The following is a 25215-nucleotide window of genomic DNA, read 5'->3' as shown; positions in this document are numbered from 1 at the left end:
GTCGATCACGATCCAAATTGAACCGCGTCCTTTCTCCACATTTTCGCAATACAGCAATGGACTTCATCTGGAACGACGGCGGACGATCCTCGGCGGGATTTGTTGGCTTGGCAGGAGACTGTGTGACCCGAGCAATCGCGATCGCCACGGGAACAAGCTATCGCGACGTCTACCAATCCCTGGGGAAATCCGCGAACAAGACCGTTCGCAACGGAGTCAGCAGCTCGGTCGGGGATGAATACCTTCGCGCCAACCTGTGGCACCGACACCAGGGCAACGGACGTCCATTCCAAGCCGAACATTTGCCTCGCGGTGTCGTGGTTGTGCATCTTGAGAAACTCAACACGCGGCGCGGAGGCCACTTCTGCTGCCTCATCGATCATGAGATTCATGACACTTGGAATCCAATGGACGATGGCGACTATGCCATCGTGAACTACTGGACGTTCACGGGTGCAACGTCTGATTCAAAGTTGCCCGCCATCGGTCCTCAACGACCACAGGACAGCGAACAACTGCTGACTCAAAACGAATTCGAAAAGATCCTTCGCCGCTTGCGTGCCCTGGACACAACGGCCAGCAATCACGCCAGCACGGAAGGTGAAAAACGAAACGCGTTGCGAATGATGCAAAGCCTGATGCTGCGTCACAACTTGTCTCGCGAAGACATCACCGAAGACGACAACATCGAAAGCGTTTCCTACACACGAATGGCTTGCCCGGTGAACGGACGCCGAGCGTGCGCATGGGAAAAGGCGTTGGCAGCGTACGTCAGTGGAGAGATCTTCCCGATGGTGCAGTGGTACTACGGCCGCAAACAAAACCGAACGTTGTTTTGGTTCTACGGTCCCGTCGACGATGTCAAAAACTGCATCCTGCTATTTCGCGAATTGTTGCTGACCATCGCGACCGCTGCTCAATTGCAATACGGCGGGCATTCTCGCGGCAGCGGCGCGTCATATGCAGAAGGCTACGTGGGCGGAATGCCCAAACAAGTTTCGCAAACACCGAACGCGATGACCGAAGACCAAGTCTTCAGTCAATCGACGTTGACCCACGCTCGCACACTCGCGGTCAAACAAGCCGCTTTGGATTGGCTCAAACTCGAGTGCGGCATTTCGCTGGTGATGTCGAGAGGCAACGGCCGAGACCAACACGATCCCGATGCAGCCAACCGCGGGCAGCGGCATGGCTCCAAACACGACCTGTCCACCGTCACCGGGCGGAAACGGATTGGCCACTCACAGTAGCCGATGTGATCTCAATGAATCAGCGATCGGATGAATTCGATGGCCATGTCATTGTAAACTGTTTCATCAAATTTCTCGTCGCCATGACGAGCACCATCGACCTGGACTAATCGGCTCTCAACACCGTTGACTTCCAACATGGAATTCAAGTAGATGCTTTGCATCATCGGCACGCGAGAATCGAGGTCACCGTGAAAGATCAAGAATGGCGGTGAGTCCTTGCTGACATAGTTGACCGGAGAAGCGGCTCGGGCGAGGTCAGGACGCTTCAGCGGCGAATGCCCCAAAAATCGAGCCTCGGGCGAAGCATCGTTCTCAAAATCGATTTCACCGCGTTTGGACTGCAACATGATCAAGTCGGTCGGTCCGTAGAAGTCGACGACGCCCAAAATTGTGCCCATCGGCCGAGATGCATCCGTCACGAAATCCTTGCCTCCAACGGTGAGGCTGGTGCCAATCAATGAAGCCAGGTGGCCTCCCGCGGAGGTCCCCAATATGACCGTGCGGTCGGTATCCAATCCAAACTTCTCTCGATTGCGATTCAAAAAAGCGATGGCATCGGTGCAGTCCAAAACGGGCTCGGGAAACGATGCTTGGCTGGACAATCGATACTCGATCGAAACGAACGCCATCCCTTCTTGCAAAATTCGCGATGTCAGTTGGTCAAATCGGTGCAAGTCGCGAGCTTTGTTTCCACGCATCCAAGCACCGCCGTGGATCCAAATGGCGGTTGGCAGTTGCCGCTTCGTTTCATTCTTCGGCAGCAACAGATCTAGTTTTAACTCCAGACCATCCACCTCTTTGAAGACAACATCGCTGATGTACTCGGTGCCGGCGGGCAATTTCGTTTCGATGAACTCTTGATCCAGCACGGGTGGTGTTTCGGTGCGCGTGCGACCACCACCGGATCGTTCACCACCTCCACCTCGCGACCGTTGCCCCTGCTCTCCATTGCCGCGTCTCCCCCCGGCCTCTCCCTGCCCGCGTTCGGACCGGTCATTCTGGGAGTTCCCACGGGCCGGCGAACCGGTTCCTGGACGCTGAGCCGAACCAATACTCGATCCGAGGCAAAGAATGAGAACGGAAACAGCAAACTGAGCGAACAAACGCTTCGAAAATAGAGAATTCAAGAGCACGAGTCTTTTGGGGCGTATGCTGGGTAACTGAGCAATCAGGCGACCCTGGGGCAATGTCTCAATCGCCAGCGCAACGAATTGCGCGGTCGATTTCGAAATAGTAGCTCGAAAGACTCGTTGAGAGCACCAACTCGACGGTTTTGCCCCACAGATTTCTGTGAACACGGGTCTGTCGGTGACAATCAGCTATCCATGCATTCGCAAAACAACGGTTAAGAGAATTGCACGGCTTCACTACAATGAAATAGGCCGGTCACCGACCGTTCGGCTTGAAAACGAGCCTGAGCACACCAACTCCTAATCAGGGCAATTCGCCATGAAAATAGTCACTCACATCGCACTGATCCTCGTTGCCGGGGTTGCCCTTGGGCTGATCGGTCGGCAATTGCGTAGCTCGACCGCTCCCGCCGATGGCCCAGGGCCAGACGAAGTCATCTACGGCAATGACAACGCGGTGGCGGACAACGCGACGCTGCGTCCCGAGGACGTTGCCAACGACACTCCGTCCAAACCGCCCGAAGACGCCGAATGGCTCAGTGAGTTCGAGCTGCTCGAACGCAGCGGCGAAATGGTTTCGACCAACGACCTGAAAGGGTCACCGTATGTGGTCAGTTTCTTCTTCAGCACTTGCCCCAGCATTTGCGTGTCTCAGAACCAAAAGCTGAAAGAATTGCAGGACGAGTTTGAGGGGCAGGGCGTGCGTTTCGTCGCGATCTCGGTTGATCCTGAAACCGACACACCTGAGGTTCTTCGCGAATACGCCGCGAGATTTGGAGCTGATCCAGAGCAATGGTTGTTCTTGACCGGTGAACTGAATTACATCCGCCGCATCGGTGCAGAGATTTTCCAGCAGCCCGTCAACAAGCAATTTCACACCGAGCGTTTTGTCTTGGTCGATCCGAATGGGAAAATCGAGGGCTTCTACAACTGGCCTGAAAAACGTCAACTGGCAGCACTGAAAGAGAGCATCAAATCCATGCTCCAGGAAGAAGCCTCCTCGAAGAAGTCTTGATTCATGTGGGATACACTGGCGGCCAATTTGCCGCACCTCAACGCGGCCTTGAATTTGATCGCGACAATCTTGCTCGCCCTCGGCCTTTACTACATCAAGAATGGCCGGGCGAAGATTCACAAACAGATGATGCTGCGTGCGTTCGGCGTCAGCATGGTGTTCTTGTTGTGCTATCTGTTCCACAAATTCGCGTTGTACCAATCGACGGGTGAATTCAACCGTCGTTTTCCCACGGACGCCCCCGTTGCCGCTCGGTACACGTATCTGTCGATTTTGATCCCGCACATTTTGTTGGCGATCTCGGTACCGTTCCTGGCGTTGCGAGCGATTTACCTGGCCAAGAACGGCCGCATCGTGGCTCACAAAAAACTCGTTCGAATTGCCTATCCGATTTGGATGTACGTTTCCGTCACCGGTGTCTTGGTCTACCTGATGCTCTACCAACTGTACGCGTAACAAACTGAAACAATGGATTGCCGCGAACGTTGGTGCGGCAATTGCGTATTGAATGCTGTGGCGCAGCGAGTGCCTGCCCAATTGGCTATCTGCCGCTGAAAATGAACGTTTTCGGCTGTCAGAACGGCTGATCCTCGGCGATTGGCGGCCTTTTAAATAGGCCCCGAACGACCGATCGCGTTTGCTATCGATGTTTTAGGGAACATTCCTTCAATGGGTATCTACTTCCTCTTTGTTTTGCCTCCGTTTTTGCTGGGCCTGTATGCGCAGTGGAAGGTGAAATCGTCGTTCGCAGCGATGGCACAAGTTCCGGCACGAATGTCGGGTGCCGAAGCCGCTCGTCGCATGCTGGATCGTGCCGGCTTGCAATCCGTTGGAATCGAACGGATTGCTGGTCAATTGTCGGACCACTACGACCCTCGATCCAAAGTCCTGCGACTCAGTGAAGATGTCTACTCGGGACGCTCGATGGCGGCACTTGGTGTGGCTTGTCACGAAGCCGGACACGCATTCCAGGACGCGCAGCACTACGCTCCATTGGTCGTCCGCAACTTTGCCGTTCCGGCCGCGAATTTCGGCAGCGGAATTGGTGCGACGTTGCTATTCCTGGGTGCGATCATGTCGTTCGCACCACTGATGTGGATTGGGGTTATCTTGTTCTCGGCCGTGGTGTTCTTTCAGGTCGTCAATTTGCCGGTGGAATTCAATGCATCCAGTCGTGCTCGAGAGCACTTGGTCGAGTATGGTTTGATCACGGCGCAGGAAGAACGCTATGTCGCAAAGGTTCTGAACGCTGCCGCACTGACTTACGTTGCCGCGACATTGCAATCGATCATGACGCTGGCTTATTACCTCCTGATTCTCACCAGTGGCCGACGTAGTGATTGACCCTTCTGATTACTTTGCTGCTTTGGATGCCCCCGAGACTTTGGCAACCAAAGCGGATGGGCCCGATGGCAAACTTCCGCTTTCCGACGAGATCCTTCGATCCTGGACCAGCGGTGACCTGTTTGGGCTCACGCAAAGTGTCGGAATGGGATTCGATCCACGTCGAGTCCTCGGCGATCAATATTTGATCCTCAGCACTCAGGGCGGAGTGCGCAACCCGGACGGCACCCCGCAGGCTCTCGGCTATCACACCGGACACTGGGAAGTCGGACTGCTTGGCCGAGCCGCCGCAGAACAAATTGAACGCGACGGCGGAGTTCCATTCGCCGCGTTTGTGAGCGACCCTTGCGATGGTCGAACGCAGGGCACTCACGGCATGTTTGATTCGTTGCCTTATCGCAACGACGCCGCGATCGTCATGCGACGACTGATCCGATCGCTTCCGCGTCGCAAAGGCGTGATCGGCATCGCAACGTGTGACAAAGGTCTGCCGGCCATGATGATGGCTCTCGCCGGCACCGGTCACCTCGCGAATGTTTTGGTTCCCGGCGGCGTGACATTGCCGCCAACGGTCGGAGAAGACGCGGGCAAAGTTCAAACGATCGGCGCTCGCTATAGCCGTGGCGAAATGACTTTGGAAGAGGCATCGGTTGCCGGTTGCAAAGCCTGCGGCACTCCCGGCGGCGGATGCCAATTTCTCGGCACGGCAGCGACCAGCCAGGTGATCGCGGAAGCCCTTGGGATGACCGTCCCGCATGCGGCACTCGCTCCCAGCGGGCAACCGATTTGGACTCGGTTGGCTCGTGATGCAGCAGCAACGGCCGCGGCAATGCATGCCTCCGGATTGTCGCTGCACGACGTGCTGACTGACAAAGCGTTTGAGAATGCAATGTTGATGCATGCTGCGGTGGGCGGAAGCACCAACCTATTGCTACACATTCCCGCGGTCGCCGCGGCCGCCGGACGACGACGACCAACCGCGGACGACTTCCGACGCATCAATCAATCGGTCCCACGGTTTGTCGACTGTTTGCCCAACGGACCGGTCGGACATCCAACCGTTCGATTGTTTTTGGCGGGCGGGGTTCCAGAAGTCGCTTGGCATCTTCGCGAAGCGGGCCTGTGGAACTCGGACGAAAAAACCGTTACCGGGATGACCTGGAATGAACTGCTCGACAAGTGGCAGAACTCGGAACGCCGCGAAGTCTGCCGCGAAAGATTGCGTGCCGCGGACGGAGTCGATCCCGATGAAGTCATCTTGCCACCTGCGATCGCCAAGGAACGCGGTCTGACCAGCACGGTTTGCTTCCCATCAGGCAACCTGTGCCCGGAGGGTTCGGTCATCAAAGCCACTTCGATCGATCCAACCGTGATCGATGACGATGGCGTGTATCGCAAACGCGGACGAGCTCGAGTCTTCTCCAAAGAAAGCGATGCGATTGCGGCGGTGAAGGGCCAATCGGACAAACCAATCGAAGCCGGTGACGTGATCGTCTTGATCGGTCGCGGCCCCATTGGATGCGGCATGGAAGAGACCTACCAAATCACTTCTGCACTGAAGTATTTGTCCTTTGGGAAGCATGTCGCTCTGGTAACAGACGCAAGGTTCTCTGGCGTCAGCACGGGTGCATGCGTTGGTCACGTTGGTCCCGAAGCTCTCGCGGGCGGCCCAATCGGTCGCGTGCGTGACGGTGATACGGTCGAGATCATCATTGACCGCAACACGCTGGACGGACGAGTGGACTTGGTCGCCACGATCGACGGCGCGGATCCCATCGAAGCCTTACGAACCCGACCGATGGCCGAAGGTTTGGATCGAGACGAAAACATTCCCGACGACACACGATTGTGGGCGGCACTGCAGCAAGTTGGCGGCGGCTCGTGGGGCGGATGCACCTATGACGTGAACAAAATCATCGAGACATTGAATGCTGGTCAAGCTGCACTTGCGGCCCAAAACTCAGAGAAGTCTCAACAGCAGGCCAGCGCCCAATGAATGCTCCCAAACGCAACATTCAAGATCCGGTCGAATACTCTCCCACCGCCATCGAGCGTGAAGGCGAACGAGGGATCCGCATTCTTTGGAACGATGGACAATCGTCATCCTGGACCGCTCGCGAATTACGCGATGCGTGCCCATGTGCGACCTGTCGCGAAAAACGGGGCGAAACCGGCGGTCACGAAGCGGTGACGTTGACCGATAAAAACGCTGGCGCGGCAGATGCCAAGAAACCTCCACAACCGCTCGGACTGCCAGTCTTGAGTGCGGCGGAGGCTCGCCCGCTGACCATTGAATCGATGCGTCCGGTGGGAACCTATGCGTACAACATCGGCTTCAGCGACGGACACTCATCCGGCTTGTTCACGTTTGAACGACTGAGACGTCCTTCCGAGTGAGTGACGTCGTCATCGGCGCACCGCGATAACACTCCACCGCATGCTCGCGATACCAGTTCGCAGCATTCAACAACTCCTCTCCCGACGGACTGGCGACCGCTTCGACTTCTAAACGGCTTGCAAACGTGTGCAGCGTTTCACTCGGCCGTCGCACCCAACCGAGCCTGCGAATACGTCGGTCCATCCGTCGGCGCTCGGCAGCCAACTGAACGCTGCGTTGGTCATCGGCCTTGGTTTGGTTTCGTCGCCACAACACCGCGACGAGGAACACCAACAGAGGCACCTGCAACCAACGGAATAAAGTGACCAGAGTATTGGTCGCTCGCAGCGATGCCCACCAACTCAAGATGGGAGCAAACCAACTCCTTGTGATGTCCTCGGTTTGCTCGTCGCTTCCAACGCCTCCGGCGCCCGGCAACGACACTTCCTGGTGCTGCATGGAAAGGTAAGAACGCCCCGGCGTCGACTCGACGGGCAACCATCGGGAAGCGTCTTCGTCGTAGTACTCGACCCACGCGTGCGCGTCTCGGTTGCGAGCCAAATACGCTTCCCCCGCATCGTCGAGTTCGTCCATGACGTAGCCGGTCACGTAACGAGTGGGGACACCTACCGTACGCAACATCAATGCAGTCGCACTGGCAAACAGCTCACAGTGAGCTGGATGGCGACTTTGAATGAAGTGGGTCAAAGGATCGACCTTTGGCGGAACGCTAACCGGGTCGAGCGAGTACTCGTAGTTCTGCTTGAAGAACCGAGCGACTCGATCAGCGCGTTCCGCGTTGGTCTTCACACCATCCATCAAACCTTCGGTCAGCGGTTTCAGCTGCGATTGAAACTCTGAATCCACACGCACCAAGGCTTCGCGATCTTCCTGGCCTAATTGCTCGGCGGGAGGAAACTCTTGAACGCCAGCCACCCAAGGCCAACGAACATCCACCCCATACCCCAACAATCCATGCGGCGTGATCCCGACGCCTTCGCCCGCCAACTCAATCCAACGCGTCGCCGCGGGCAAGAACACTTTTTGTCCCTTGCTGGGTTCACCATGAATCTCGACAGTCCCAACAAATCGTCCGCCACCAATGTCAGTCGCTTCAACACCATTCCAGTTCATCAGCTCGATCGAAGGATCAACCTCCTCTTCCACCGAACCAATTCGCATGGAGTAACGCTGGCGAAGATGATCGTCCGCAATTTGTAGCGACATCGTCGCAACACCATCGGGACGCAGAAAACGAGCTTCCGCAACACGCCGGACACCACTGCCGGGAGGCGACTGGAAGATCCACTTGCGAGACGTTCGCCAACGCCCGTTGCTGTAGGAGTCGTAAACATTTCCGCGAAGGTATCCAGGTTTGGTCTCGGCAAAACCTCTCAACGCGACTGCTGCGGGATCGCTAAGAATGGACTCGCGAACGTTTCCCAAACGCGAACCGGTGACGTATCGATCCGTTCCGCCCCAACCTCGACTGGAAGTCGCTTCCAAACGGTCGTTTAGCTGAGCCATCACGCCCGCCTGGACATCCGGCAAAAACCAAATCGTGGCGTGAGTGGTTGCGGACGCCGCGATCAGCATCGCGAACAGTGCCATGAACCGATACAGCGCCCCGCCAATTCGCTTGGGTGTTTCCTCGTACGACTGCGGTCCCGCGGCCGCTTGTTCCTTTGACAAACCACTGTTCATCGCCCGCGTCGCCAGTACGAAGCCGATGCACACGGTCAAACCCAACGCCGTCTGCGCCGTCACGGTTGTACTGAGTCCACCACCAGCGACGGACATCAACACCACGGTCATCCCCAGCACCAACATCATGACATGACCACGACGAGGCCAGTGCATCCACAGCACGCACATCAGCATGAACGCCGCATGGCCAATCGAATCAACCGCAACCAACAACACCGTTGGGCGTGCCTTGCAACGCGGGATAGAAACGCCATGCAAAGACAATCAGCATCGAACCGATCAATGTCAAAAACAGCACCACGCCTCGAGCTGCTCGCATTTTCCAATTGGCGTTTGGCAGTATTGGTTCTGGCCAACGAAGACGCATCAACACCACAACAACCAAAATGATCGTGGCGACCAAGACGCACGCGGGCGAGGTCATGAACGTGCCGCCCAAGAACCAAGCCAACCCAACGGTCAATGCGCCCAGCACCACTCGGTCATCCGACAACCAATCACGCCATTCCATCGGCTCTTCATGCGTCAAGGTTGTCATGCCAGCACCTTCGTCGCGTCGTTATCGATACTCGAAACGGCCGTATTGCCAAAGCTGTCCCGCGAATCTTCGTTGATGTTCAACCACATCAAATCTGGCAAATGCGACAGATCGGCCGCCTCACGTTCGCGACGAGAGAACACGACTCCGTGGAATGTGCCGCCTGCCTGTGGCATCGCATGCAAGACTTCTTGAGCGGTGTCGGCATCAACCGGCTCAGCCTCGGCCAGTGCCATCAACAAAGGCGTCGGGTCGGAAGCTCCTTCGCATAGCACCGAACGCAACTTTCCATTTCGCTCTTGGCTTTGAATCACCGAAGGTGCCTGCCATGGCACGACCAAACGCACTTGAACGTTCGCTCCCACCAGAGTCTCCAGTCCTGCCGAAGCGATCGACAACAATCGCTCCAGTGATGCGTCCTCGTCGTCTGCGTATCGACGCCATCGCGACATAGGCGTGACTGCGGCATCCGATTCGACGGGTGTGGTATCAATGAACACCGTGACGGTCTGCTTTGCCGCAGAATTGAACTCTCGCAAGATCGGTCTGCCCAATCGCGCCCACGACGCGAAATCCCACCGACGAACGGGCATCCCAGCGCGATATTCCAGGCTGCCGACGTAGTGCTGATGATCTCCTTGCGACAACCCAACGGCCAGCCCACGCAGACTCGCGTGAATCATCTGCCACGCCATTTCGCTGTCCCAATCTAGCCGCCGTGGCGTGATGACCATCGACTCTCCGCTGTCGAGCCACTGCGTCGATCGAAACAAGTGAAACGGAAACAACGATTCGATTCGGACCGGAGGCATTTCATGCACACCTCGTCTGAGAAACGTCAACGATTGTTCAATCGTCGTTGTTGCTCCCGGCGCGATGTCAGGAACCCACTGCATCGCAGAGGCATCCAACGGCATCTCGATGTCCCGACGACCATGCTTTCGGCGACTGTGATCAAGCCCCGCACACAGACTCATCGCCGGCAACCGACCTTCGTGGATCAAGGAGATACGAGCGACAAAGCTCTCACCCGCTCGCACTGCCAGAGGCACATCCAAGGCCACCTTCAAACGAGGTGACATAAGTCGGTTGATGATCCATCCCACCACGAACATTGCAACGCAACTGGCGAACATGCCCATCCAGGGATATCCCCAAACGATGTTCAGCGAAACGATTCCGATCAACAACAAGGTCACCGAACCGCCAGTCATGCTTCGCCGCAGCGCCAGCCACCACGCGATGGGGTTGCACCATTGAAGGGTTTTCAAAGCCAAGCGACGTCGTGACCAACGCGTTTTTCGCGATGCGGAGGCGTCCCGTTTCATGGGTCGTCTTTCAAACAGGCACGGGGACTTGGTCCACAATGGACGCAACGATCTGGCGACTCTCGTTCGATGTCGCGGTTCCGTGGCGAGTGCTCACCCGGTGAGCCAACACCGCCGTTCCCAATTGTTGGACGTCGTCGGGCAAGACAAAGTCTCGGCCCATCAGGACGGCGCGAGCCTGAGAAGCACGCATCAACATTTTGCTGCCTCGCGGACTGCATCCAACCCGCAAACGAGAATCCTGCCGCGTGGCGGTTGCCAATGCGACCACGTAAGCAGCAACCTTTCGATCGGTTCGAATTTGACGCACCCAAGTCTGTAGCAGGGTCAATTCTTCGGCCTTCATCACAGGTTGCAAGGCAGCAACCGGTTCCGCTTCGGATTGATCCAGCAACAGATCGATTTCGCTTTCGGTGTCGGGATAATCCATCGACAAACGAAACAAGAACCGGTCCAGTTGCGACTCGGGCAATGGGAAGGTGCCTTCGAAGCCCGCTGGGTTTTGAGTCGCGATCACCATGAAAGGGTGCTTCAGATCGTAACGTTCACCGTCGATCGTAACTTGTGATTCCGCCATCGCCTCCAGCAGTGCACTTTGCGTTCGTGGAGAAGCTCGGTTGACTTCATCGGCAACCAACAGATTGCAAAACACCGGTCCGGGGCGGAACTCAAACTCACCTTTGGATTGCAAGTAAATCGGCCCGCCCAAAATGTCCGCGGGCAACAAGTCGGGCGTGCACTGGATGCGTTGATATTCCAGGTCAATCAAACGCGAAACGGATTTCGCCAGCGTTGTTTTACCAACACCGGGAACGTCTTCCAGCAACACGGACCCTTCGGCGAGTAAAGCAATCAAAACCGCTTCGATGACATCGTCCTTCCCGCGGATCACTTGCCGCAGCCGAGCGGACACCTCTTGCAGATGACGCCACGGCAGCTGCAGCTCGTCCGGCAAAGCGGACTTGGGATTTTGGGCCACCGTCAACGCTTCCGCGGCGGGCGTCACATGTTGAGTCGGAGAATACAAAACGAATCACGCAAGATGAGAGGACGAGTGAAATGCAAAAGAATTTGGGGGTGGATCAATTCGTTTCAGACGGTGCGTCTTCGTCGGTGCTTGGCTGTTCTTTTGCCGCCTTCGTCTTCACCAAGCAATGGAAACCATAGCAACGTTCTTCGTCTTCGCGTTCTTCCACCGACGTTTGAAGGATTTCTTGGACCTGACTCATGCGATCAGCATCGAGTGCCATCGACAACACTCGCTGCTGACCGTCGGGTCCCAAAACGGCCGTGGTCAGCACCGCGACGGTTCCAGGATGCTTCAACGCCTCAATGATGTTCTCGCCGACCTGCTGTTCCGCGTTTTTGATTGTCGTCACGAATTGAGTTAATTGCGCGGAATCAGGTGGGTTTGCCACGCGAAAGTTGGACATATCCTCCGGTCCAGGCTGCTTCTCAGCGGCATCTTCAGGGGGAAGAGACGATGAATTCATGAACGGTTGACCAAAAACAGAGATGAGCAAGAGCAGAAGAGATGCGGGGCCGTCAAACCCGTAGACAAGAAGATGAGAGGGTTTCAATTCGCCCAAACCCTGCGATCACATGGCACTCTTCGATGTGCAACACATGAAAGAAGAAATCCCTGAACCCCGCCACCATTCGCGAATTCGGTTGCTTTTGCAAGAAGGCGTCGCGAACATTCATATCATCTTCATGCGGCAAGCGAGCGATTTGGCCCATCAATGTGACACGCTGGGCGGCCATCGGGTCGGAAGCAGGAGAAGTCTCTTCGCAGATTAGGAGCGACACCGCGGGGCACTTCGCTAGGTTCTGAGTGTGTTTTGCTAAACCGCTCAACAGCATCGCGATTGAAGTTTCACCGACTCGAGCCACCGTGACAAGCGACACGTACGGTCGTGGCGATGCATTGGAATCCGCCATCTGCGTTGCCAGCGAACCGACCGTGCAATGATTCATCAAGCCCGAAACGATGTCGGCGGTGGAGGGTTCAGGCTTCGTCATGTGGCTTCACCATCTTGCGATGCGGAAGAGAAATTTCAGTGAAGGTTTCTCCCACAGCGGTGTAGCCCGCCTTTTTATAGAAACCGATCGCGGTTTCTCGAGCGTTCAATTGGAATTGGGTGTATCCCTTCTTCTCCAACGCCGACTCGACTTCTCCCAGCAATTTCGCGCCGAGTCCCTCGTTTTGATTCTCTGGATCGACCGCCATTTGACGTAATTTGACAGCACTGGAAGTCAGAGGCTTTGCCGACAAAACGGCCACCAAATCTTCGGATCCATTCCGCAACCCAAAGTGCAGATCCCCGTATTCCCCGTCCAATTCCTCGGCCGTCAGACGGAGCCCCAATGGTTCGCGCAGCACTCGATGCCTCAGATCCAATGCCTCCTGGTACAGCGGCGTGCACCATTCGATTTCGAGGAATTCCAATCGTCTGCCTCCCGGTCTCGTCAAACGTCGAGTTGATCGCCTCTTGGCAATGACGGGGATGATTGTAGCCGAATCAGCAGGTTTTCACCCGTGTGCGTCTTTCACCCGGCCTGGGATGACTCAATCGTACTCGTCGAATTCGTCGGGCCCGCCGCAAATGGGATCCAGAACCAGACCGCTCCAGCTCACCATTCGCTCCGCTGTCGGCCATAAACTGAAAACACAGGCGATGGCGATCACGGTCCCCATTTCGTCCAACGCCCACGGCAGTTCGACTCGTGCAACCAAGCAACCGGCGGCGGTGAAGCATGCGGCGGAGATCAAGATGCCGGCGCGATAGGCCCACGCGACTCGGCGACTGACTCGGCAAGCCGTATAGATTTCACGTGTCGGGTTGTCCCACTGGGCGATGAAACTGCGGAGCGCCACTCCGCGAGGATAGTGCCGAAGCCCATTGAGCAACGAATCAAAACGACACTTCAAATAGATCTTGGGCAATCGAAAATGAACCACCGCCCCAACGATCATCATCACAACGGCCAATATCAAGAACAACCAAGCCGGCACGAATGGCGTGTTCGATTCCCCGCGAGTTGCTCGCAACATGACCGAATGAGCCAAACTCGTTTGCAATGGAAATGCAGCCAAGACAATCAAACACCCGCGAAGCGCACGTCGCTCAGTCGCCAAATCCGACAACCGCAATTTGCGCCGAGTCATCAGCGGAAACCAATGCTTGACCCGCACGCCCAAGGCTCGTGACAAAATCGGGAAAACATAGACGGTCGTTGCCGCAAACAACAACAACGCCAAACCCCAATTCATCCAAACGATTGCGTCACGGCTGATCGACGACAAAACCAACATGAGCTGAGCGGTTTCTGTGGCGACACATGTCAATGACGTGGCCAATGCGATCGACCCCACGGCAGCCAACGAAATTGCCACCGAACGTGTCGATTGTTTGACAGCAGAAAGAGGTGCAGGTTTCCAGAGCAAAGGAACGCCAATTGTGCAGCGCTCACGCACCAGATCGCTCTTCCACGGCAGCGGAAACCGTCGACGAGCTGACTAACTGGGGTGGCAGGGTTTGGGGATGAGTGAGATGCCAGCGGCCATGTCCACCGTGCAAACACGATGCACCGGTAGCCAGAGCGGCCAATAAAGCATGGGTCACATTAGTTCCCCAAGTCGTTTGAGGCAAACGTTTCACGAACTACCGGGGAGATCGATTACCCCCTGGAAGTGCGATCCTCACAACCGTCAAATTCGAACGCTCTTCCTGCGTGACCAAACGTGTCACGGACCTTGCGAACAATCTTTTCAGTGAGACGTGACCCACACGTCACTCCGGCCGCCCGCCCCACTGACGAAGGTTTTTCGAATGACTCAGCTTTCTCTCTTCGACGCCATCGCACCGGTTTCCCCCGTGATCGCATCGGTCTCCGCAACCGCGGCACCGAAGTCCAATGGATCGGACAACTCACTGTTGGCTCTCGCCGAATTGATCCGTGAAGGCCGGGAACAGCTCGAATCGCAGCGGGCATCGACCGAACGTCCCATCCAGCGAATCGGCGATCTCGCTCAAGCCGTTTTGCGTCGCCACGATTTGGTGGCTCGCCGCCGAGCCGCGTCGCAACAAAAGGCCAGCGACTTTGACGCTGCCGACGACAACGTTCAGGTCGCTTCCTGATCCAAGCCGATGGAAGCTTCGGCTGACTCGTTGCCCACGACACTTTTCTTCTTCGTGGAAGACGTCTCTTTCGCAGTGGCTTCCGCTCTTTTGGCCTCGGATTCCTTTTTCGCTTCGGATTCTCGGGCAATTTGAGCCTTGTGGCGACTGCGGATTCTCCACGCGGTCATCAAACACCCAAGCACAAAGCTGACGCCGGAACAGCCCAGCAGCAGCAACGTCAGCGGGTATTCACCACTGAAAAACAAAATCGTTAGCGGCACCGCGTCTTGGTTTTGAAACGCCACGATGATGACGACCAAGACGGCCACCAACGACAAAAACCAGCGGATTTTCTGGAGCATGTGAAATCGGCGAGGGTGATTTCTCGCGAAAAAAGGGATTTGCTAGCAAATGTTTGCTAGGATCAATGGACTGACCAAACGAGGCAGGCAGCAAGACGATGCCAAACAGCATTTCCACCGAAAACATCTCCGTTCCACGCCGTTTGACCGCGTCCACCAGCGTGTTGGAACAGGCTCCCGAACAGCAAACCTTTGCTTTTTGGGAGGAATCGGTGGCTTCTTCCACTGTAACCTCAATCACCAAGCGTCGTCACGCAGCCCCCCAGCTCCCCTCCCGACCAGCCAAGCAAAGCAACAACCAAACTCTCCTTCCACCTCATTCCGAGAAGGTCGAGCGGCGTAACGACCCAACTCACCTTCCGCCTGCCTCTGGGAGAGCCGAGCGAAGCGTTTCCCTCTCCCCACTTCACCCTCCTTCCGAGAAGGTCGAGCGAAGCGGTGACCAAACTCACCTTCACCCTCCCTCTGGGAGGGTCGAGCGAAGCGAGGGGAGGGCCGAGCAAAGCGAGAGCAAAGCCGAACACGCCCCCGCCACTCGCGAAGCGTTGCTGCAAAAACTGCGTCGCCAAACCGAAGCGATCTCCGATCCGCTCGTCGCGACCGATTCCACCCCGCGTTTTTCGACCGGATCTTCGGCTCTGGATTCTTGGTTGCCCGGCGGCGGAATGAGACGCGGCACGATCAGTGAATGGATCGCGGAAACCGAAGGCGGCGGCGCGGGCACACTTTCCTTGCTCGCCGCGGCCCAGATTTTGGGAACGGCCAACCAACCTCATTCATCGGCACACGCTCATCACGACGGTCCCATCATCGTCGTCGACCCCGGCGGTCATTTCTATGCTCCCGCCGCGATCGCTTGCGGCATCCCCGCCGAACGAATCGTTTGGTGTCGAGTCACCAACCGCCGCGACGCGGTGTGGACGCTCGACCAAGCCCTCCGTTGCGGATCCGTCGCCGCGGTGTGGTCAATGTTGCCTTGGAATCTGAACGATCGCGACGCGCGCCGATTGCAACTCGCCGCTGAAACCGGTCGAACACCAGGCTTGCTCGTGCGAACCGCGTCGGCGGGGCGGCAGCCTTCGTTTGCTTCGGTTCGCTGGCACGTCCGGTCGGTGCCGGCTCAGCCCGAACAAATTGTTCCGCTTCCTCGGTCCCGTTCCGCTTTGCCACCCACCAATCTTCGTCGCTATCGTGATCTCCGGGTGGCTCATGTGACGATGCCCCGAGCCAAAACCAACGCGGCCCGCCAAGCTTTCCTGGCGATCACCCCCGACGCGATGCTACATGATTTGGATTCGCGTCCCTTCCTCGCTGCTCACTCGAACCCTGTTTCCCACTCGAACCCGGTTGGTGACACCGCAACCGCTGACACATCCACGGCAAACACTCATGAAAAGGCTGCTGTGCATTTGGCTGCCCAATTGGCCCGTCCAACGTCGACGCGCCGAGAGCCTCCTCAGCGCCAACGCGAATCTCAACGCCCCAGCGACCAACGACAAAACAACCGCCGAGCCGCGGGATAGCACTACCAAGACTTCGCCACTTCACCCTCCCTCCCAAAAGGTTGGGCGAAGCTCTCCTTCCGCACTTCACGCTTCCTCCCGAAGCGCCGAGCGAAGCATTTCTCCCTCCGCACTTCAACCTTCCTCTGGGAGGGTCGAGCGAAGCGAGGGGAGGGCCGAGCCTGAACGCCCCACTCACCCGTCCAGTCCTCAAGCCACCGCGCCGCTGATCCTTTGGCATGCCGATCCTCGTCGCGGAAGAATCGTGGCGGCGAGCTGCCACCGTGCCGCGGCCATGGGCGTCCGATTGGGCATGCCGATCGCGCAAGCCGTCGACATCACAACCACACTGGCCGACCAGCACAACTCCAGCCGAAACGTCGCCAATCAAAGCGTCCCGCCAATCCCCACCGCGATCATCGACGAACACGATCGTGTCGCTGATCGGCGAGCGTTGCATTCGTTGGCGACCGAACTGCAAAGCCATCTGTGCCCGCAGATCGCACTGGAAACACTCGACCGTTTCAAATGGGCCGGTCGCTTTCGACATGATCCCGAAGCACTTGTCGCGGAGATCGACGGCGTCACCCATTTGTTCGATGACGAACCTGGCTTGCTCGCCGCAGCGGCCACCATTCTCAAACGCCGTCACCTGAAAGCTCGCTTGGCAATCGCCAGCACCGTCGGTGCGGCTTGGGCGTTGGCCACCCACGCACCCTCTCAAAACCGAACCAAAGATCCCGCCAAGAACCACTTCGACTTTTTCTTGGCCCCCGCCGATCGCACCCGCGACGCACTGCAAACGTTGCCGCCATCCGCTTTGCGTTTAAACCCAACGGATGTGGAAACCTTGCAACGGTTGGGAATCGAAACCATCGGTTCGCTCTTGCAATTGCCTCGCAACGGATTGGCCACTCGCATCGGTCACGGTTTGTGCAACCGCATCGCTCAAGCACTGGGAGAAGTCGACGAACCCATTCTCGCGATCGACATTCCCACCGAACACACAGCATCTTTGGAACTGGAATATCCAACCGACGCGGTGGATTTGATTCGCGACCGGATCATTCGTTTGATCGAATCCGCCACCGCATCTTTGCGTCCACTGGGAAGAGGCGTATTGCGTTTGCGATGCCAACTCGACTTCACCGAGTCCCCATCGGTGACGCTCGAATCCGGACTGTTCTCACCGACATTGGACCTGAACCACCTCAGCAATCTGATGATTGGTGCATTTGAATCGCATGCCTGTCAGTCCAAGGTTTCGCATCTTCGATTGGACGTGCTGCAAGACGCGGTCCTCGCCAGCACTCAACCGTCGATCTTCGGCCCCGGCTTTGAAAGCGACACGCAAACCGATTGGACGCGTCAAACTGACATCGCTCGATTGATCGATTCGTTGAGCGGTCGATTGGGAGAAGAATCTGTGCGAGGCGTCCGCATCAATCGTGACCCGTTGCCCGAAGACACCGTCACGGATTTCCCGCTGACTCAATCGCGAGGTCGCAAACTCGCCACCAACCGGCCGCGGCGTCGCCCCAAATCCAAAACTTCCTCGGCCGCGGAATCGCATGACGAATCTCATGGGCGACATGGCGGCGGAACTCGCAACGGAGTGCCAACGCCCCATGATGCCGGACGTCGGCCGCTTCAACTGCATTCATCCCCTCAGCGACTCACGCCGCTGGGACATGGCGGAGACCCCTTCGGTGAAAATCAGTTCCCCCCAAGATTTCGCTTTCGCGGAAAAGTGTGGAACGTGCATCAGCACTGGGGCCCCGAACGGATTGAAACCCGATGGTGGCAAGGCCCGATGGTTCGCCGCGATTACTTCCGAGTGGAACTGGACGATGGGGCACGTTGGTGGATTTTTCGCGACCTCAATCACCCGACCGATTGGCAACTTCATGGTTGGTTCGATTGATTAAGTTCGCGTGACTGTGCATAATGAAGCTCCACTGGATCGAGCGTAGAAAGTCCCCACCTTTTGCTTTTACTCCACGTTGGCAACCGTCATCGCGTTGACGCGACGCCTTCCTGGACGCTCCTCCCTCCCGCCTTCCGAACTCCCGCCCATGTTCGCCCAACCGTTCCGTGCGAATGCGCGTGCACTGTTCGCAATGTTTTGCTGGGCATGCCTTTCAAGTACCTGCTTGATCGCGGAAGAGCCTTCGAATGCTCCCGCCCCTTCGCTGTCTTTGGAAGAAACCAAACGGCACGGCGCGAGTCGTTCGAAGTATCTCGAGCCCACCACTCGGCCGAACGAAACCAAAACGCCACAAGCCGACCTACAAACCTTTCGCGATGTCATCGCGCCCATCCTGGAAGAGTCCTGCGTTGACTGTCATGGCCCTGGCAACGAAGAGGGCAACATTCGAGTCGACACGCTCGACCCCAATTTGATGCAAGGCGATGACGTTCAGTGGTGGGTCGAAGTCTTGGCCGTTCTCAACAACGGCGAGATGCCACCACCGGACGAAGTCGACATGGACGACGACGATCGAAGCACCGTGGTGGAATGGTTGTCGGGCGAAATTCAAACTGCATCGTCGGTCCGCCGAGCGACCGGTGGTCACTCGTCGTTTCGCCGTCTAACGCGTTATGAAACCAACCACGCGTTGCAGGATTTGCTCGGCCTGCCATACGAATTCGCGAAAGATCTTCCGCCCGAAGCCCATTCGGAAGATGGATTTCAAAACAGCTCCGAAATGCTGCACATGACGGTCAAGCAGTTGGACACCTATCGCCAGCTCGCTCGACAAGCACTTGATCGAGCCATCGTGCTGGGTGAACAACCCGCTCCGATGTACTGGAGCATCAGCATGAAGCAAAACAGCAAGATCGATCGTCAACAACAACAATCCAAACTCGACCAAGTTGCCGAGAAACACAAAGACGATCCCGCCAAACAAAAACAGGAAGTCGACGCTCTTCGAGAAACATTTCAAAACATACCGCGAGACACCCACTACCGAGACCTCACCAACGGACAAAAGGTTTCGGCAACTTGGGCCTATCACGGGGCTCGCTACGCGATGGCTCCTGAAGATGCACCGCGAGTCATGCCGCCGACCTTCGATCATGTGGCGGTGCTACCGGGCGGTCGCAACCAAAAATTGATCATTGAACTGGGCGATCAAGTTCCAAACCGAGGCATCATGCGAGTTCGTGTACGTGCGTCTTGGTTGAAAGACGACCCGTCCGATGACAAATCGCAGGCACCCAGTTTGCAGTTGGAATTTGGTTGGCGGGCCAGCAACGAAGGGCGTGCAGACATGCGAGTCAGCGTCGCTGACACCCTGATCGAAGCATCACCGGATGAACCACAATTCTATGAATGGAACGTTCCGCTGGGCGACATCTACCCACGCAACTCCGTCCGTGGAGCATCGAAGATGGGAGCCATGCCCAGCCCATCGGAGTACATCCGGTTCGTCAACAGTTCCGTGTCGAAATCGGCCATTCAAATCGACCATGTTGAAGTGGTGACTCCCGTCAACGACCAATGGCCACCCGAATCACATCAGCAGGTTTTCGTTGCCAGCGAACATCGCGACGATGAACCTCGATACGCCAAAGAAGTTCTGGCCGCATTCATGCACCGTGCTTGGCGACGACCGCCGACTGAAGCCGAACTGACACGCAAACTCGATTTATTCGTCGCAATTCGCGGACAGTGCGAATCGATGGAAGAAGCCCTCTCGGAAGTCCTGGCGTCCGTCCTTTCGTCACCCAATTTCCTGTATGTCGTTCGCTCCGCTGACACGAACGATGCAGAAACGACGATGGATCGATTGTCGCCGAATGAACTGGCAACACGACTGGCATTGTTCTTGTGGTGCAGCGTCCCAGACTCCGAACTGCTCGAACTCGCACGCGACGAGCAGCTGTCGTCCGCTGAGCAACTCAGAACACAGGTTCGTCGCATGTTGGCTGACCCAAAGGCGGAACGCTTCAGCGATCATTTCGTTCATCAATGGCTTGACCTTCAACTGCTCGACTTCCTCAATGTCAACGAAACCAAACCGAAACTCAGCCCGCTGCTAAAAGAAGCGATGCAGCGTGAACCGATCGCGTTCTTTCACGAACTGCTGCATGAAGACGAAAGCGTGCTCCAATTCATCCACGCCGATTTCGCGATGGTCAACGAACGATTGGCTCGGCACTATCAAATCCCAAATGTGTACGGCAACCATTTCCGCCGCGTCTCACTGAACTCCGATCCGCGACGGGGCGGCTTGCTGACCCAAGCTGGATTGTTGGCGATGAACTCGGACGGAACCGACTCGCATCCGCTCAAACGTGGTGTTTGGTTGCTGGAAAGCATCCTCAACGACCCGCCACCACCACCGCCGCCCGCGGTTCCCGAAATTGATTTGGCCGATCCCGAAATCGCGAAAATGACGCTGATCGAACGGATGGCTGATCACCGCAATCATCCCGCGTGCATGTCGTGTCATTCCAAGATCGACCCCTGGGGAATCGCCTTTGAAAATTACGACGCGGTCGGTCGCTGGCGTGACTCCATCAATGGCAAACCCGTCGTCGCGTCGGCCACGTTGTTCAATCAACAAGAACTCGCCGGCGTCGAAGGCCTCAAACGCTATCTGCTCGAGCATCGCCAGGATCAATTTGTCCGTGGCATGGTCCATAAGTTGGCAACCTACGCGTTGGGGCGTCCGCTCACATTTTCAGACCACTCCAGCATTGACGAAATCACCGCCGAAGTCCGCCAACGTGGCGACGGCCTCGCAACGATGATCGAGCAATTGGTCGCCAGCGACCTGTTTCAATCCAAGTAACACTCTTCTGTTTTTGTTTCCGAACAACTAGCTCCCGCCAAGATCGCAGTCCTGAAGGAACCTTTGATGACACTGAATCTGAATGGCTTGGACCGACGTCGCTTTCTTCGCGGAACCGGAGTTGCGTTGGCATTGCCACTGCTTGAATCCGTCGCGATGGCTGGCCCCCGAGCTTCTGAACCGCCTCAGGATCCAAAGCGTTTGGCATGTTTCTACTTCCCCGATGGCGTGCCCATGCCGCTGGTGGAAGACCCGGCTTACAAGGATTGGTCTTGGTTCCCGCATGGCACGGGAGATGATTTCAAGTTCACCAAAGCATTATCACCACTGGAACCATTGCGGGATGAGATCAGTGTTCTTTCAGGATTTTCGCACCCAAAATCCCGAAGCGTCCACGGGCACTCCAATGCCGATCAATTCTTGACCGCCGCAGATACCGGATCCAACGGTCCCTACAAGAATTCCATTTCGCTGGACCAGATCTACGCCGAGCACATCGGCAACCAAACCCGGTATTCTTCATTGGTGATGTCGACCGATGGTGGCACCGGGACGCCGCGGGGAACTCACACGCTTTCATTCAATCGAAATGGCCGAGCCATCCCAGCGGAGAATCGTCCCAAACGCATTTTCGACATGCTGTTTGTCAAGAGCGATGAAGACGCCGCACGTCGACTGGCGATCAGCCAAAGTGCGCTGGACGATTTGCTGGCCGATGCGAGGTCACTTCGCAAAACGCTTTCGTCGAACGATCAATCCAGTTTGGATGAATACCTTGATTCCGTCCGTGAAGCGGAGATCAAAGTCGAAAAAGCGAAGCATTGGCTCAAAACACCTCTGCCAACTGTCAACGCGGATCATCTGAACCTCAACCTGACGCCCGACGAACCGCGTCAGTACTTGCAGACCATGTTCGAGATGATCTTCCTTGCTTTCAAAACTGATTCGACTCGTGTAGCGACCTATCAAATCGGTCGAGAAAACGGCGTCGGAATCAGCGATCATTTGGCCCGTGCCGTTGGCTTCAGCTTGGCCCATCAACTGTCGCACGAAACCAAGAACCCCGGCGGCTGGAAAAACTTTGCGATCTACTGCCAATTTCTCAATGAAGAATTCGGTCGTTTCGTCGCCAAGCTCAAAGCAACCGACGAACCCGCCGGTCGCGGATCAATGCTGGACAACACGCTGCTGCTGTTCGGGTCGGCATCCAGTGCCTTCCACCTGTCACGCAACTACCCGCTGATCCTGGCCGGTGGCAAGAACATGGGATTCAAGCACGGCAAGTACCTCAACAATGCGGGCTCCAATCCGCAGGGTGGAGCTTGGAACGGTGGCCGAGAACCTTGGCAACAAGAGATCTCGCACGAAGATCGCCCGCTCTCGAATCTGTTCGTCACCATGCTTCAGCAGCTCGATGTTCCTGCCGAATCGGTTGCAGACAGCGACGGCAAAGTCACCGAACTGATCTGAGTCCCTGTGGGACACTTGGTTGCCAAACCGCAGATCAAAGTGACGCGGGCGTGTTCCGACATCGCACCTTCCGTAGCGGGTTTCGCTAGCCACCCCGCCAAGCACAGCCTAGCCTACGTCCGTCACAACCCGCGGCGTTAGCAAGGGCACCCCTCCGTAGCCGCTTTCGCCAGAATTCGGACTCCAACCAACTCAAACATCTGAATTCCGGCGAATCCAGCCACCAAGACGCTGGAGTGTCGGCAAATCAGCGTTTGGGAATATCTGACGTCGAAAAGGCGTCAGGCAGCAGCTCAGAAAGACGTCGCATTTGCTGGTCACCATCGATCACATCGATGGTGTAGACGTAGAGATCGGACCCGAATTCTGCCAGCACTTGTCGGCAAGCCCCGCACGGCATCGCTCCGCCAATACTGGCGATCGCAACCGCGTGGAACATTCGGTATCCGCCCGCGACAGCCGAGCAAACGGCGGTGCGTTCGGCGCACTGTGTCAACGAATAGCTTGCGTTTTCGACGTTGCAACCTTCCACGATGCGTCCATCGTGAGTCAGCAGAGCCGCACCGACATAGAAGTGACTGTGCGGTGCGTAGGCATGATCGCGAGCCGAAATAGCCGCCTGAATCAAACGTTGGACATCTTCGTCGCTAGGCGGATCGATTTCAGATGCGTGACTGTGTACGTCGGTCATGGCAGGATAGAGAGACAAGGAAATAGACTCGCCGAAGTGAGGTGCAGATTCCGCCATCAGATGCCCATAGAGTACCCGCCTGCATCCGTAAAGCAATGCGACAACACGCTTCGAAATCACCTCCGTCGAGATTGGCCCCTGAAATCACGACGTGATGCATCCATTTTACCACAGGACATCCAGCATCCCGTCCGTCCGAAATCACTTCAGGCGCGTTAACATGTCGGGTCCACCTTCCATATCTCCATCGGTTCCAAGTGTTCCTGAAATGCCTCTGAATTTCGACTCTCTTCGCATGGCACCCCGACTCACCCCCATCCGACCGAACCGTTTGCTAAACGACTTTCCGTTGTTGCTGATGGCCCTCACATTCGCGGTCATCTCAATTTCGCTCGAGGCAAGCGCCGACGAAACCGCCCAAGACAGCGCCCGATCACTTTCGCGAGCCTTCCGCGACGCCGCTCGCGAAGCCAACCCTTCGGTCGTCACGGTGTTTTCCTACGGACAAAACCAAACGCTCTCTGGTGAAACGGAGGACGAGCCCGAAGAAGATACGAACGAGGAATCACCCGACGAATCGGTCGGTCCAATGCCGCCCAAACAATCCGAGGACGGTGAATTTGAACTCAGCGGTTTGGGATCCGGTGTGATCATCAATCCATTCGTCGACGTGACCGATGAGGACAAAGAAAAAGATGAATCGATCTATTGGGTGATGACCAACAACCATGTCATCAACAATGCAAAGAAGGTTGTTGTTCAACTGCCAAACGAAACCGAACTGGTGGCGAAGAAGGTGCACGGCGACTCTGCCAGCGACATCGCCGTGCTGCAAATCACATCGGACGAACCACTCAAGATCGCCCAGTACGGGGACTCCAAAAGCCTAGACATTGGCGACTGGGTGCTCGCGATCGGCAGTCCTTTCAAACTGGAAGCAACCGTCAGTGCAGGCATCATCAGCGCAAAGAATCGAAGGCTCGATCGCATCCGTCGCAGTCGGCTGTTGCAAACCGATGCTGCGATCAACCCTGGCAATTCCGGCGGCCCATTGGTCGACCTGGATGGCAACGTGATCGCGATCAATACAGCAATCGCAACTCGCAGCGGCAGCTATCAGGGAATCGGGTTCGCCGTGCCGATTGATCAAGCCAAATGGATCGCTCGCGAGTTAGCTCAACATGGAACAGTGCGTCGTTCAACTATCGGAATCACCATGGTGGAATTGAACGCGAAAATGGCAAAGACATTCAAGCTGATCGAGGGAATGGGCGTGCTCGTGTATCAGATTATCCGTGATAGCCCGGCGGATCGTGCCGGCATGCAACAACTCGACGTGATCACTGAATTCGCGGGCCAAGAAGTTCGCAAAGCAATTGATCTTCGCGAAGCGATCGAACGAGAACCTGTGGGTTCTACCCAATCACTGAAGGTGATTCGCAAAGGCGAAGAGATTGAGCTCGAAGCCATCTTGGCTCCCGTCGATGACCCAACCGCTACGCCTGAAGACGAAACCGAGTGACCCCTCGCCTTCAGAGGTCGTGTGGTTTTTCGATACATCGCTTGTTGAAG

General features: G+C 56.5%; 23 protein-coding genes. 12 read left to right on the top strand and 11 right to left on the bottom strand.

Annotation, left to right across the window (positions count from 1 at the left end; all coding sequences use genetic code 11):
• Positions 1–56: 56 nt before the first annotated feature.
• Positions 57–1250 (top strand): DUF2786 domain-containing protein, encoded by a 1194-nt coding sequence (locus RE6C_RS11430; protein WP_008656722.1) that lies wholly within the window; start codon positions 57–59, stop codon positions 1248–1250.
• Positions 1251–1261: 11 nt separating this feature from the next.
• On the opposite strand, the gene RE6C_RS11425 is transcribed toward RE6C_RS11430, so the two are convergent.
• Entirely contained in the window at positions 1262–2122 is an 861-nt protein-coding gene (locus tag RE6C_RS11425; protein ID WP_008656721.1) for an alpha/beta hydrolase, read from the bottom strand.
• 580 nt (positions 2123–2702) lie between these two features.
• Between RE6C_RS11425 and RE6C_RS11420 the strand changes: the two genes are divergently transcribed.
• From RE6C_RS11420 to RE6C_RS11400, 5 genes are all read left to right on the top strand, one after another.
• Positions 2703–3398 (top strand): SCO family protein, encoded by a 696-nt coding sequence (locus tag RE6C_RS11420; RefSeq protein WP_008656720.1) that lies wholly within the window; start codon positions 2703–2705, stop codon positions 3396–3398.
• A 3-nt stretch (positions 3399–3401) separates the two neighbouring features.
• A complete protein-coding gene (locus tag RE6C_RS11415) occupies positions 3402–3854 on the top strand; it encodes a DUF420 domain-containing protein (RefSeq protein WP_008656719.1) in 453 nt (150 codons plus the stop codon).
• Between the two features lie 213 nt (positions 3855–4067).
• Complete coding sequence (locus tag RE6C_RS11410) at positions 4068–4742, top strand: zinc metallopeptidase (RefSeq protein WP_008656718.1); 675 nt, start codon at positions 4068–4070, stop codon at positions 4740–4742.
• A complete protein-coding gene (locus tag RE6C_RS11405) occupies positions 4723–6738 on the top strand; it encodes a YjhG/YagF family D-xylonate dehydratase (RefSeq protein ID WP_039961827.1) in 2016 nt (671 codons plus the stop codon). Before RE6C_RS11410 ends, RE6C_RS11405 begins: the two co-directional genes overlap by 20 nt.
• On the top strand, positions 6735–7139 hold the full coding sequence (locus tag RE6C_RS11400) for a DUF971 domain-containing protein (protein ID WP_052034947.1): 405 nt from the start codon (positions 6735–6737) through the stop codon (positions 7137–7139). Before RE6C_RS11405 ends, RE6C_RS11400 begins: the two co-directional genes overlap by 4 nt.
• Here RE6C_RS11400 and RE6C_RS11395 read toward each other — a convergent pair.
• The 8 genes from RE6C_RS11395 to RE6C_RS11365 form a co-directional block, all read right to left on the bottom strand.
• On the bottom strand, positions 7105–9042 hold the full coding sequence (locus RE6C_RS11395) for a transglutaminase-like domain-containing protein (protein ID WP_008656714.1): 1938 nt from the start codon (positions 9040–9042) through the stop codon (positions 7105–7107). The two genes, RE6C_RS11400 and RE6C_RS11395, sit on opposite strands and share 35 nt — an antisense overlap.
• The gene (locus RE6C_RS32835) at positions 9023–9364 is read right to left on the bottom strand and encodes a protease (protein ID WP_008656713.1); all 342 of its coding nucleotides are present in this window, start codon (positions 9362–9364) and stop codon (positions 9023–9025) included. Before RE6C_RS32835 ends, RE6C_RS11395 begins: the two co-directional genes overlap by 20 nt.
• Positions 9361–10692, bottom strand: a complete 1332-nt coding sequence (locus tag RE6C_RS11390; RefSeq protein ID WP_008656712.1) for a DUF58 domain-containing protein — start codon at positions 10690–10692, stop codon at positions 9361–9363. The genes RE6C_RS32835 and RE6C_RS11390 overlap by 4 nt, the downstream gene beginning before the upstream one ends.
• 10 nt (positions 10693–10702) lie before the next feature.
• Entirely contained in the window at positions 10703–11698 is a 996-nt protein-coding gene (locus RE6C_RS11385) for an AAA family ATPase (protein WP_008656710.1), read from the bottom strand.
• A gap of 76 nt (positions 11699–11774) precedes the next feature.
• Complete coding sequence (locus RE6C_RS11380) at positions 11775–12185, bottom strand: hypothetical protein (protein ID WP_039961835.1); 411 nt, start codon at positions 12183–12185, stop codon at positions 11775–11777.
• Positions 12186–12237: 52 nt separating this feature from the next.
• On the bottom strand, positions 12238–12714 hold the full coding sequence (locus RE6C_RS11375) for a PNPOx family protein (RefSeq protein ID WP_039961826.1): 477 nt from the start codon (positions 12712–12714) through the stop codon (positions 12238–12240).
• Positions 12701–13141 (bottom strand): GNAT family N-acetyltransferase, encoded by a 441-nt coding sequence (locus RE6C_RS11370; RefSeq protein WP_039961824.1) that lies wholly within the window; start codon positions 13139–13141, stop codon positions 12701–12703. Before RE6C_RS11370 ends, RE6C_RS11375 begins: the two co-directional genes overlap by 14 nt.
• 120 nt (positions 13142–13261) lie before the next feature.
• The gene (locus tag RE6C_RS11365) at positions 13262–14089 is read right to left on the bottom strand and encodes a hypothetical protein (RefSeq protein ID WP_236618123.1); all 828 of its coding nucleotides are present in this window, start codon (positions 14087–14089) and stop codon (positions 13262–13264) included.
• Between the two features lie 436 nt (positions 14090–14525).
• On the opposite strand from RE6C_RS11365, the gene RE6C_RS11360 reads away from it, so the two are divergent.
• A complete protein-coding gene (locus tag RE6C_RS11360) occupies positions 14526–14834 on the top strand; it encodes a hypothetical protein (RefSeq protein ID WP_008656702.1) in 309 nt (102 codons plus the stop codon).
• On the opposite strand, the gene RE6C_RS11355 is transcribed toward RE6C_RS11360, so the two are convergent.
• Positions 14819–15178, bottom strand: a complete 360-nt coding sequence (locus RE6C_RS11355; protein ID WP_039961823.1) for a LapA family protein — start codon at positions 15176–15178, stop codon at positions 14819–14821. The two genes, RE6C_RS11360 and RE6C_RS11355, sit on opposite strands and share 16 nt — an antisense overlap.
• A 98-nt stretch (positions 15179–15276) precedes the next feature.
• On the opposite strand from RE6C_RS11355, the gene RE6C_RS11345 reads away from it, so the two are divergent.
• The 4 genes from RE6C_RS11345 to RE6C_RS11330 all read left to right on the top strand — a co-directional run bounded on the left by RE6C_RS11345 (position 15277) and on the right by RE6C_RS11330 (position 22952).
• A complete protein-coding gene (locus RE6C_RS11345) occupies positions 15277–16701 on the top strand; it encodes an ImuA family protein (RefSeq protein ID WP_236618122.1) in 1425 nt (474 codons plus the stop codon).
• A gap of 274 nt (positions 16702–16975) precedes the next feature.
• Positions 16976–18604, top strand: coding sequence for a Y-family DNA polymerase (locus tag RE6C_RS11340; RefSeq protein WP_008656698.1), 1629 nt, complete (start codon positions 16976–16978; stop codon positions 18602–18604).
• 151 nt (positions 18605–18755) lie between these two features.
• Positions 18756–21482, top strand: coding sequence for a DUF1592 domain-containing protein (locus tag RE6C_RS11335; RefSeq protein WP_008656697.1), 2727 nt, complete (start codon positions 18756–18758; stop codon positions 21480–21482).
• Positions 21483–21548: 66 nt separating this feature from the next.
• Entirely contained in the window at positions 21549–22952 is a 1404-nt protein-coding gene (locus tag RE6C_RS11330) for a DUF1552 domain-containing protein (protein WP_008656696.1), read from the top strand.
• Between the two features lie 247 nt (positions 22953–23199).
• Here the strand turns inward: RE6C_RS11330 and RE6C_RS11325 are convergent, their stop codons facing one another.
• Complete coding sequence (locus tag RE6C_RS11325; RefSeq protein ID WP_008656695.1) at positions 23200–23643, bottom strand: cytidine deaminase; 444 nt, start codon at positions 23641–23643, stop codon at positions 23200–23202.
• 295 nt (positions 23644–23938) lie between these two features.
• Between RE6C_RS11325 and RE6C_RS11320 the strand changes: the two genes are divergently transcribed.
• Positions 23939–25165 carry a S1C family serine protease gene (locus tag RE6C_RS11320; protein ID WP_236618120.1) on the top strand — a complete coding sequence of 409 codons (1227 nt, stop codon included), beginning with the start codon at positions 23939–23941 and terminating at the stop codon, positions 25163–25165.
• Positions 25166–25215: the final 50 nt, after the last annotated feature.

This window comes from Rhodopirellula europaea 6C (assembly GCF_000338295.1).
GTDB lineage: Bacteria > Planctomycetota > Planctomycetia > Pirellulales > Pirellulaceae > Rhodopirellula > Rhodopirellula europaea.
This window is presented reverse-complemented; position numbering and strand designations above follow the sequence as displayed.